The 11,145-nt window shown below is 71.5% G+C and carries 11 protein-coding genes; 1 reads left to right on the forward strand and 10 read right to left on the reverse strand.

Annotation, left to right across the window (positions count from 1 at the left end; all coding sequences use genetic code 11):
- The 10 genes from GEV07_29320 to GEV07_29365 all read right to left on the reverse strand — a co-directional run.
- A partial coding sequence (locus GEV07_29320) for a hypothetical protein (GenBank protein ID MQA06630.1) occupies positions 1-102 on the reverse strand: 102 nt, incomplete at its 3' end.
- Positions 103-437: 335 nt separating this feature from the next.
- Entirely contained in the window at positions 438-776 is a 339-nt protein-coding gene (locus tag GEV07_29325; GenBank protein MQA06631.1) for an Lsr2 family protein, read from the reverse strand.
- A 246-nt stretch (positions 777-1,022) separates the two neighbouring features.
- Positions 1,023-2,522 (reverse strand): lysine--tRNA ligase, encoded by a 1,500-nt coding sequence (lysS, locus tag GEV07_29330; protein MQA06632.1) that lies wholly within the window; start codon positions 2,520-2,522, stop codon positions 1,023-1,025.
- Between the two features lie 20 nt (positions 2,523-2,542).
- Positions 2,543-3,331, reverse strand: coding sequence for a type III pantothenate kinase (locus tag GEV07_29335; GenBank protein MQA06633.1), 789 nt, complete (start codon positions 3,329-3,331; stop codon positions 2,543-2,545).
- A gap of 77 nt (positions 3,332-3,408) precedes the next feature.
- Entirely contained in the window at positions 3,409-4,314 is a 906-nt protein-coding gene (locus GEV07_29340) for a DUF2520 domain-containing protein (protein ID MQA06634.1), read from the reverse strand.
- 236 nt (positions 4,315-4,550) lie between these two features.
- Positions 4,551-7,046, reverse strand: a complete 2,496-nt coding sequence (locus GEV07_29345; GenBank protein ID MQA06635.1) for an FtsX-like permease family protein — start codon at positions 7,044-7,046, stop codon at positions 4,551-4,553.
- A 2-nt stretch (positions 7,047-7,048) separates the two neighbouring features.
- On the reverse strand, positions 7,049-7,966 hold the full coding sequence (locus GEV07_29350; GenBank protein MQA06636.1) for an ATP-binding cassette domain-containing protein: 918 nt from the start codon (positions 7,964-7,966) through the stop codon (positions 7,049-7,051).
- A 153-nt stretch (positions 7,967-8,119) separates the two neighbouring features.
- On the reverse strand, positions 8,120-8,725 hold the full coding sequence (locus GEV07_29355) for a response regulator (GenBank protein MQA06637.1): 606 nt from the start codon (positions 8,723-8,725) through the stop codon (positions 8,120-8,122).
- A gap of 75 nt (positions 8,726-8,800) precedes the next feature.
- Complete coding sequence (locus GEV07_29360) at positions 8,801-9,046, reverse strand: hypothetical protein (protein MQA06638.1); 246 nt, start codon at positions 9,044-9,046, stop codon at positions 8,801-8,803.
- 5 nt (positions 9,047-9,051) lie between these two features.
- Positions 9,052-9,981 (reverse strand): sensor histidine kinase, encoded by a 930-nt coding sequence (locus GEV07_29365; GenBank protein MQA06639.1) that lies wholly within the window; start codon positions 9,979-9,981, stop codon positions 9,052-9,054.
- A 99-nt stretch (positions 9,982-10,080) separates the two neighbouring features.
- Between GEV07_29365 and GEV07_29370 the strand changes: the two genes are divergently transcribed.
- Entirely contained in the window at positions 10,081-11,010 is a 930-nt protein-coding gene (locus tag GEV07_29370) for a hypothetical protein (GenBank protein ID MQA06640.1), read from the forward strand.
- Positions 11,011-11,145: the final 135 nt, after the last annotated feature.

Consider the following 11,145-nt stretch of genomic DNA (forward strand, 5'->3'; position numbering starts at 1 on the left):
CAGGATGTGCTCGGTGCCGATGTAGTTGTGGTTGAGCATCCGCGCCTCTTCTTGGGCGAGGACGACAACGCGGCGAGCCCGGTCGGTAAACCGTTCGAACATCAGTCCGCTCCCTCGGCGCGGTCGGGGTGGTGCCGCCGGCGACGGCGCCCTTCCCGCTGAATGCTAATCCTTCTCGTACCGTGACCCGAATGGCACGTCCGTATTCCGGCCGACACAGAGCAGGTCACTCCCCCATGCTCTCCACAACAGGGACCTGGTTGCCGGTGTTCCTGCCTACTCGTGGCACAGTTACGCGTCCAGCGAACGCGTAACCGGGGCAAGATCGCCGCAAACGTAACATCCGAGACATTCTCATCATACCTGTCTCACTGGCCGACAAGACAGCACGCCGGTGCCACCCGACCACATCGGGTGGCACCGGCGTGTCCGAGTCGTCAGTGTGCGGCGCGGTAGGCGTCGATCACCGAGGCCGGGATCCGGCCCCGCTCGCCGACCTCGTAGCCGTTGTCGATCGCCCAGGTGCGCACGTCCGCCGTGGACGCGCCCGCCACCTTCGTACCCCGCCGACCGCGGCCGCGACCGCTCGACCGGCCGGAAACCTTCCGCGCGGAAGGAACGTACCGGCCCACCGAATCACGAACCTCTTTCGCATGCTTCTTGCAGACGTCGACCTCGTACGTCGCGCCTTCAAGACCGAAAGAAATTGTCTCCACACCCTCGGTCTCGTCGCCATGGAGATCACAGACGAGTAGGGTCATGACCTTCTGAGCCACCGGGTAACCTTTCGATCCCAGGTAATCTGCAGAGACATCAGATCATTGATGATAACGAAAAAGCAAATCCGGGAGCGGCGAGTCACTCGTTTCTCTCGTCCGGCCCACCGCTATCCGAGTCTATCTCGGGCGGCTCCTCATTATGCGTTCGCTGAGTGCGGAATAGCCAGACCACGAATGCGATGACCACACCGGCCATCACGCCAGGTGGAAGCAGCGCTGCGAGTACATCCAGCATTACGTAAATCAGCTTCCCGGCTTGACGAGCGGAAAGGTAATCGACTCGCGCAACGGTAGGCCGGTGAAGAACAGGAGCAACCGGTCGATTCCCAGGCCCATGCCGCCGGCCGGCGGCATGCCGTGCTCGAGCGCGCGGAGGAAATCCTCGTCCCACCACATCGCCTCGTCGTCACCGGCCTCCCGCAAGGCTGCCTGTGCGACGAACCGCTCCCGCTGCTCCAGCGGGTCGTTCAGCTCGGTGTAGCCGGTGCCCGCCTCGACGCCTTGGATGTACAGGTCCCACTTCTCCACCAGCCCGGCCGTCTGGCGGTGCGAACGGACGAGCGGTGAGGTCTCCTGCGGGTAGTCGCGGACGAACGTGGGCTCGACGAGCGTCGACGCCACCAGCTCGTCGAAGAGCTCCTCGGCGAGGCGTCCAGGACCCCAGGACGGGTGTACGTCGATACCGTGCTTCTCGGCGAGCACGGTGAGCCGGCTCAGCTCGTCGGCCGGCGAGACCTCCTCGCCGAGCGCCTCGGAAAGCACGCCGTACATGGTTACCTGGCGCCACCCGCCACCGAGGTCGTACTCGGTGCCGTCGAAATGCCGCACCACGGTCGACCCAAAGGTCGCAACCGCGGCTTCCTGGACGAATCCGCGGGTCAGGTCGGCCACCGTGTCGTAATCGCCGTAGGCCTCGTACGCCTCGAGCATTGTGAACTCGGGATTGTGCGTACGGTCCACGCCCTCGTTGCGGAAGTTCCGGTTGATCTCGAAGACCTTCTCGACGCCACCGACGAGCAGCCGCTTGAGATAGAGCTCCGGGGCGACGCGCAGGTACAACGGAAGATCATATGCATTGATATGCGTTACGAACGGCCGCGCGGTGCCGCCGCCGGGAATTACCTGCAGCATAGGCGTTTCGACTTCGATATACCCGCGCGTATGCATGGATTCGCGGACCGCGCGGACTACGTCGCTGCGCTGCTGCAGCATCCGCCTGCTGTCCGGGTTCACGGTGAGGTCGACGTACCGCTGCCGGACCCTGGCCTCTGGATCGGCGAGCCCGTGCCACTTCTCCGGCCACGGGCGCAGCGCCTTGCCGGCCAGCTGCCAGGACGAGGCGAGCACCGAGAGCTCGCCGCGCTTGGACGTGATGACCTCGCCCTCGACCCTGACATGGTCACCGAGGTCGACGTCGGTCTTCCAGCTGGCCAGCGACTCCTCGCCCACCTCGGCGAGCGAGACCATCACCTGGATGCGGCCGAACCCGTCCTGCAGGGTGGCGAAGCACAGCTTGCCGCCGACCCGGCTGAGCATGATCCGCCCCACCACGGCGACCTGCTCACCGGTCGCGGCGTCCGCCGGCAGCTCGGGGAAGCGCGCGCGGATGTCGGCGCTGGTCACGGTGCGCGCGATACCGGCCGGGTACGGGTCGACGCCCGCGGCGCGCAGCCGGTCGAGCTTCTCCCTGCGTACCCTGATCTGCTCAGGGAGATCCTCGTACGGCGAAGTCTGTTCGTTCACCTGCCCAGGCTATCGGCGGGTCAGGCGGTGCCGACGTTGCGCTCCCACACCAGGCGCAGGCCGACCAGGGTGAGCCACGGGTCGTGCACGGTGATGGTGTGCGACTCGGCGACCACGGTCGGCGCCAGGCCACCGGTGGCGATCACCGTCACCTCGTCGGTGGACACCTGCAGCTCCTCGATCATCCGCTCCACGATGCCGTCGACTAGGCCGACGAAGCCGTACAGGATGCCGGACTGCAGCGCCTCCACCGTCGACTTGCCGATCACCGAGCGCGGCCGCCGCAGCTCGACCTTCAGCAGCTGTGCGGCCCGGCCGGCCAGCGCGTCCAGGGAGATCTCCACGCCGGGTGCCAGCGCGCCGCCGAGGAACTCGCCGTTCGCCGACACCACGTCGAAGTTGGTCGACGTGCCGAAGTCGACCACCACCGCGGGCCCGCCGTACAGCTCGTACGCGGCGAGCGAGTTCATGATCCGGTCGGCACCGACCTCGCGCGGGTTGTCGTACTTGATCGGCACGCCGGTCTTCACGCCCGGCTCGACGATCACCGTGGGCACGTCGGCGAAGTACCTGCTGCACAGCTGCCGCACCTGCTGGAGGACGTTCGGCACGGTGGAGCACAGCGAGATGCCGGTGACCTCGGCGCCGCCGGGCTCGGGATACTGCGCGAGCAACCCCTGCAGCACGACGGCGAGCTCGTCGGCCGTACGCAGCGGATCGGTGGCGATCCGCCACTTGTCCGCCATGTCCGCGCCCTCGAACAGCCCGAGCACCGTGTTGCTGTTACCCACGTCGATGGTGAGCAGCACGCCACGTACCTACCTTTCCGGCCCGCCAGGCACCCTCGGGCCCGAGGCCAGTATGTCCAACCCCGGCCACCGCTTCGCTAGTCGGCCGGGCCGGCGAGGGCGTCGAGCAACGACTCGGCCTGGTCGGGGGAGAGGGCGCCGGCGGCGAGCGCGCGGTCGGCCGCCAGCCGGGCGAGCGTGACGTACGCCGCGCCGGCCTCGCGGGACGACACCTCTAGCACGCTGCGGTGGGCCGCGACGGTGGATGCGTCGCCGCGGGCGAACGGGGTCGGCCGGCTCTCCGGCGCGGTCAGCGCCTGGTCGACGGCGGCCGTCACCAGCGGGCCGAGCAGTCGCTCCGGGTCGGTCACGCCGGCCTGCCTGAGCAGGTCACCGGCCTGCGCGACGAGCGTGACCAGGTGGTCGGAGCCGAGCGTGAGCGCGGCGTGGTACAGCGGGCGCTGCTCCTCGGCGACCCACACCGGCTCGCCGCCCATCTCGATCACCAGCGCCTCGGCGATCGGCCGCAGCGCTTCAGGTGCGGTGACGCCGAAGCAGCACCCGGACAGCCGGCCGAGGTCGAGCGAGGTGCCGGTGAGCGCGGTCACCGGGTGCAGCGCGAGCGGCAGCGCGCCGACGGCAAGCACCGGCTCGAGCACGTCCAGCCCGTACCGCCCGCTGGTGTGCGCGATCAGCTGGCCGCGACGTACGACGTCCACCTCGACCAGCCCGTGCACCAGGTCGGTGAGCACGTCGTCGGGCACGGCGAGCAACGCTAGGTCGACGGACGCGACGACGTCCTGCGGCGCCCGTACGTCGGCGCCGGGCAGCATGGCGTCCGCGCGGGCCAGCGAGGAGTCCGACGCGGCGGAGACCGCGGTGACCTGGTGACCGGCGGCAGCGAGCGCCGCGCCGAGCGCGGCCCCGACCCGGCCAGCACCGACGACACCCACCGCGAGGCGCCCGGGCCGCGCGGACGGTGATCCGGAGCCAGCCTCAGCCATCGCACCCCCACCAAGTCGCCCGCCGGAGGCACAGCCTACTGCCCGGATAGGCGGCCGGCCCACACGACGACGGGTGGCGGGATGCACGGCTGGGGCGAGACCCGCGCCCTCGAGACAGCGGGCCTCGCCCCTCGTCCCCAGCAGCGGCCGGCCCCGTTTCCTCGCCTCGACGGTTGCCCCTGCCTGCCGAGGCGGCGTGCCGCTGCTGGTGTCTCTGCTACCCCGACCGCGGCCGGCTATTCCTCTGCCATCGCGGCGACCGCGGAGCTGCGTGCCGCCTTCCGCGCCGGCAGCACCGACGCCACCAGGCCCGCGACCGCGGCCACCGCCACGAACGTCGCCAGCCGGTCGTACGGCACCACCAGCTCCGCCGTGTCGCGCCCGATCAGCGAGGCCACCGCGACGAAGCCGAAGCCGACGCCCAGGCCGACGCCGAGCAGCCCGGCCACCGCGGCGAGCAGCGCCGCCTCGCCGGACAACATGCCGCGCAGCTGGCCGCGGGTCAGCCCGAGCGCCCTGAGCACCCCGGACTCCCTCGTACGTTCCAGCACGCTCAGCGCCAGCGTGTTCGCGATGCCGAACAGCGCGATCAGCACCGCCACACCGAGCAACCCGGCGAACAGCAGCAACGTGATCTCTATGCCTTGCTCGATCGCCGCGCGGTACTGCAGCGGGCCGTCGACGGCGAGCTGCGGGTGCCCGGCCACGGCATCGTCGACCGCGGTCTGCACGTCCTCGGCGCTCGCGTCCGCGGCCGCCTCGAGGTACATGCTGCCCACCGACGCGTCCGGCGCGACGGTACGGAGGGCGCCACTGGCGACCACGGCGTTGCCGCCTGACGTCGTGTCCGCCACGGTGACCCGCAACCGCTCGTCGCCGGCGAACGCGACGGTGACCTCGTCGCCGACCGCCACCCCAGCCTTGCTGGCCGCCTCCTTCGGCAGCACCACCTTGCCCGGCGCCACCTCGTCGAACGCGCCGAGCGAGCCGAACTCCCGCTCCACCTGCGCCTTGTCCACGCCCTGCACGGGGAGCGCAGTGCCGTCCAGCTCGCCCTGGGTGGCGCGGATCGGCACCACCGCGGACAGCCGGTCGTCGCCGCGCAGCTCGTCGAGCACCGACGCCGGCACCGCCTGGTCGCGGGCGGTCACCGTCAGGTCGTAGGGGAACTCGTCGTCCAGGCTCGCGGTCGCCGTCTCCTGCACCGACGCGGACACCACGGTCATGATGCTGATCAGCGTGACGCCTACGAGCAGCGCCGCACTTGTCGCGGCCGCCCGGCCCGGGTTGCGTACGGCGTTCGCGCGGGCGAGCCTGCCGGGCGTGCGGAACGGCAGCGCGAGCAGCCAGCCGACCACGCGGATCAGGCCGGGCACCAACACCGGGGTAATGAACAGGATGCCGAGGAACGCGACCGCGCCGCCGCCGAGCGCGAGCAGGAACTCGCTCTCCCCACCGTCGCCTGTGACGCCCGGCACCATCGCCGCGCACCCGGCGAGCACCGCGAGCAGTGCCAGCGCGGCGCGGATCCGGTGCGTCTTGCGTACGCGCTCGGCGGGCGGCTGGTTGCGCAGCGCGGCGATCGGCGCGATCCGCGTCGCACCGATCGCGGGGAACGCGGCCGCGGCGACCGTCACGATCGTGCCGAGCGCGAACGGCACCGCGAGCCCGACGAGCGTCGGCGCCACCGGCCCGTCGGGCACCGGCGCCCCGAGCGAGCCGAGCACGGTCTGCGCGAGCGCGGCGAGCCCGATGCCGGCGACCAGCCCGAGCGCCGATCCGACCATGCCGAGCACGGCCGACTCGAACACCACCGAGCGGTACACCTGTCCGCGGGTGGCGCCGACGCACCGCAGCAGCGCCATCTCCCTGGTCCGCTGCGCGATGAGGATGGTGAACGTGTTGGCGATCACGATCGCCGCGACGAACAAGGCGATGCCGGCGAACGCGAGCAGCCCGGTCCGCAGCTGGGTCAGCTCGCTCGCGATCGCCTCCAGCTGCTTCTCCGTGTACTGGTCGCTGGTGTACGCGCGCCAGCCGCCGGGCAGCGTCGTCGCGATGTCCCGCTCGACGGCGCCGGCCGAGCTGCCGGACGCGGTAAGCACGTCGATCCGCACCTTCGCGTCCACACCGGCGAGCAGCTTCGCCTGGCTCGCCGTGACCCCCGCGTACGGCGCGCCCGCGTACTGCGGCGAGTTCTCGAGGTCCATCAGCCCGACGAGGGTGTACGACCGCACCTCGTCGTCGGCGTCGACCAACCGCACGGTCTCGTCGATACCGAAGCCGAACCGCTTCGCCGCGGCCGCGTCGAGCACCAGCTCGTCGTCGGCGGCCGGCAGCCGTCCCTTGCTCGCCTCCTGCCACCGCAACGACTTCGCCGCCGCGACGGTGTCGACCTGCGCGAACCCCTGGCCACCGCCAGCGGGCCTGCCGTCCTCGTCGAGCAGCTGGCCGTAGCCCTGGTAGCGCGCCTGCGCCGTGCCCACGCCGGTCGTGTCGCGGACGTCGTCGAGCAGGCCGGCCGGCAGCTTGCCGCCCGCCGCCCCCTTCGGCTCCGCCACCACGTCCAGCCGCTGCGCGTCGGCGGCGAACGAGGCGCGGTAGCCGTGCTGAATGGTGTCGGTCAGCACGAACGTGCCCGCCGCGAAGCCGACGCCGAGGATGATCGCCAGCGACGAGAACACCAGGCGCGCGCCGTGCGCACGCAGGCTGCGAAGCGTCGTACGGAACACGGTCAGTCCCCCAGGGCGCGCAACGCGTCGATGACGGAGTCTGACGTGGGGGTGTCGATCTCGCCGGCCACCTGTCCGTCGGCGAGCATCAGCACCCGGTCGGCGTACGCGGCGGCGTTCGGGTCGTGCGTGACCATCACCACCGTCTGGCCGAGCTCACGCACCGACCGGCGCAGGAAGCCGAGCACCTCGGCGCCCGCCTTGGAGTCGAGGTTGCCGGTCGGCTCGTCCGCGAACACCACCTGCGGCTGGCTGACCAGCGCACGCGCGCACGCGACCCGTTGCTGCTGCCCCCCGGACAGCTGCGCGGGCTTGTGCGTGAGCCGCTCTTCGATGCCGAGCACCGAGACGACCTGGTCGAACCACTCACGGTCCGGTTTGCGGCCGGCGAGCTCGAGCGGCAGCAGGATGTTCTGCTTCGCGGTCAGCATCGGCAGCAGGTTGAACGACTGGAAGACGAAGCCGATCCGATTGCGCCGCAACAGTGTCAGCGCCTTGTCGCCGAGCTTGGTCAGCTCGGTTTCGCCGACGTGGATGGTGCCCGACGTCACGCTGTCGAGCCCGGCGAGGCAGTGCATCAACGTGGACTTGCCCGACCCGGACGGCCCCATGATCGCGGTGAACGAGCCGACGGTGACCGACACGTCGATGCCGTCGAGCGCGCGTACGGCAGTCTCGCCGCTGCCGTACACCTTGACCAGCTCGCAGGCCCGTACGGCGGCGGAACCGGCCGGCTGCTCGGCGGGCTCCCGCAACACCGCACGCTTCTTGCGGCCGCGGCCGAACTTGCGGCCGCGCGGAGCGGCGTGCCCCGCCGCGTACTCCTCGGCCGCCTTGCGTGCGACCGCGAACGGGTCGGCGGACTCCGTGGTACCCGATGGCTGGGTGGGTGAGCCGGACGTGGTGACGGACACGTGCATCCTTCCGGTCGGCATCGCTTCGTCGAGTCACACTAGGGACCCGTGGCGTGGCGCACATCGGGCCTTCGGTCGGTTCTCGGGTCGACCTTCGGGGGGTGTGGAACTGGCCAAGGTACGCCCCAGGTCGTACGCCGCGCACCACGGCACGCCGGGTCAGCTGCCGGGACGGACCAGGCCGCTCTCGTACGCGAGCACCACGGCCTGCACCCGGTCGCGCAGGCCGAGCTTGGTGAGGATGCGGCCGACGTGGGTCTTCACGGTCGCCTCGGAGACGAACAGCGACGCGCCGATCTCCGCGTTCGACTTGCCGTGCGCGAGCTGCACGAGCACCTCGCGCTCCCGCTCGGTCAGCAGGTCCACGGCCGTCGTCGTACCGCCGCCCTCGTCGGGCAGCGAGGACACGAACCGGTCGAGCAGCCGCCTGGTGGTGCTCGGCGCGACGACCGCCTCACCGGAGTGCACCGCGCGGATCGCGGAGAGCAGGTCGGCCGGCGGCGAGTCCTTCAGGAAGAAGCCGGACGCACCCGCCTTCGGGCCCGCGTACGCGTGCTCGTCCAGGTCGAAGGTGGTGAGGATCAGCACCCGGGGACCATCAGGGTCGGCACAGATCTTGCGGGTCGCCTCGATGCCGTCCATCCGCGGCATCCGCACGTCCATCAGCACCACGTCGACGGTGGTCGCGCGCAGCACGTCGAGCGCCTGCACACCGTCGGCCGCCTCGCCAACCACGTCGATGTCCGGCTGCGCGTCGATGACCATGGTGAAGCCCGCGCGCACCAGCTCCTGGTCGTCGACGAGCAGCACCCGGATCGGTTCCGTGGCGCTCACCGCGGGTCAGTACCGCCCACCCGTAGGTAGTTGCACACTCAGCTCGAAGCCTCCTCCTGGACGCGGGCCTGCCCGCAACGTACCGCCATACGCGGCCACCCGTTCCTGCATCCCCCGCAGGCCGTGGCCCCGCCCGTCACCTGGGTCGGCGGCCGCGCCCCGCCCGTCGTCGGTCACCGTCAGCCGCAGCTCGTCCCGCGAGCGCTCCACCCGTACGGTCGCCCGCGCCTGCGGCCCGGCGTGCTTGAGCACGTTGGTCAGCGCCTCTCCTGCACCGCCCGGTACGCGGTGAGCCCGACGCCCGCGTCCACGCCCTCGGTGGCCGTGCACAGCTGCAGGTCGACCGGGTGCCCCGCGGCGACCACGCGTGCCACCAGGTCGGGCAGGTCGGCAATGCTCGGCTGTGGCGCGCGCTCGTCGGCCGGGGCGTCGCCTGAGCGCAGCACACCGAGCAGCCTGCGCATCTCCGCGAGCGCCTGCCGACCGGTGGTGGCCACCGTCTGCACGGCCGTACGGGACCGCTGCGGGTCGGTGTCCATCAGGTACGCGGCACCCTCCGCCTGCACCACCATCACGCTGACGTTGTGCGCGACGACGTCGTGCATGTCCCTGGCGATCCTCGCCCGTTCCTCGGCGACGGCCAGCTGCGCCTCCTGCTCGCGCTCGTGCTCCAGCCGGCGGGCGCGTGCCTCGAGCTCCGCGTAGTAGGCGCGCCTGCTGCGCACGCTGTCGCCGAACACCATCGTCGTCAGGGTGCAGACGGTCATCCAGACGAACGTGACCGCACCGTCGGGGAAGGCACCGGCCCATCGCAGCACCACCAGCAGGGCACCGAGCTCCATGGTCAGGAACGTCAGCGCCGTGTAGGCGCGGCTGCTGTTCGCCGCCACCGTGTACGCGGCACACCACAGGGCAGCGTCGGCCAGGGTCAGGTAGTGGTTCGCCGCCCACTGCAGGAACGCCACCGTGGCCAGCACCGCGAACACGGCCACCGGCCAGCGCCTGCGCCAGACCAGCGGTATGCACATGGCCACCATGAACACGTACGCGAGCGGCCAGCCACCGACCGCCTGCTCGATCGGGTAGACGCGGCCGGTCAGCACGTTGGGCAGCAGGAAGAGGGCGGCCACCCCTGCGTCCACGATCCGCGGGTGCCGTCGCATCCACGCCCACAGGAAGGCCAGCACGACGTCCGAGCCTAGGCGCTGCGGCTCACCGCCGGCGTCACCGACGCGACCGACCCGGGTACGCCGCAGGTAGGACCCCGGTGGACTAGTCTCACCGGCGTGACCGGCTGGCGTACCTGGCGAGAGGCCAGCACCGAGGCGCTTTACGGCCCGCAGGGCTTCTACCGCCGCCCGGAGGGACCGGCCGGCCACTTCCGCACCTCGGTGCACGTCGGCGACGCGTTCGCAGGGGCGCTCGCGACGCTCGCCGCGTCCGCCGGGCTGCATACGGTCGTCGACGTCGGAGCCGGCCGCGGCGAGCTCGCGGGCGCGCTGGGGCGGGTGGCGCCGGACCTGGACGTCGTCGGCGTGGAGATCGGGCACCCGGACTTCGCCGCCGAGCTGCCCACCGGCGTACAGGCGCTCGTGGTGGCCAACGAGTGGCTGGACAACGTCCCGCTCGACGTCGCCGTTCGTACGGCGGACGGTATGCGGCTGGTGGAGGTCGACGCGACCGGCGCGGAGCGGCCAGGACCGCCCGCGCCGCCGGCCGACGTCGCATGGCTGGAGCGCTGGTGGCCGTCGGCCGAGGTGGGCGACCGCGCCGAGATCGGCCGGCCACGCGACGCCGCGTGGGCGGCCGTGGTGGGCGGCGTCGACCGGGGTATCGCGGTGGCCGTCGACTACGCGCACACCCGCGAGGCCCGCCCGCCGTACGGGACCCTCACCGGCTTCCGCGCCGGCCGGGAGGTCGCGCCGGTGCCGGACGGCAGCATGGACCTGACCGCGCACGTGGCCATCGACGCGTGCGCGGCCGCCGTCGAGGCGTCCGCCACCGTGCTGACCGCACAGCGCCAGGCGTTGCGCGCACTCGGCGTACGCGGCGAGCTGCCGCCGCACCACCTCGCCGGCACCGACCCCGCCGGCTACCTGCGTGCCATCGGCGCGGCCAGCCAGGCGGCGGAGCTGCTCCACCCGGCCGGCCTCGGCGGCTACACCTGGCTGGTCCACGCCATCGATGTCGACCTGCCACCGGGCCTGGCCGGCTAGTGGGCATCTCCGTTAGTTCGTCGGGGTCATGCGGCCGGTCGGCTCACTGGTGGGGATGTGACTGGGTCGTGTAGCCGCAGGTGGGCCAGGAATTGGTTGAGGTCGTCGCGGGTGTAGGTCCAGTTGAACGATTGC

Source organism: Streptosporangiales bacterium, from assembly GCA_009379825.1.
In the GTDB taxonomy this organism is placed as follows: Bacteria; Actinomycetota; Actinomycetes; order Streptosporangiales; family WHST01; genus WHST01.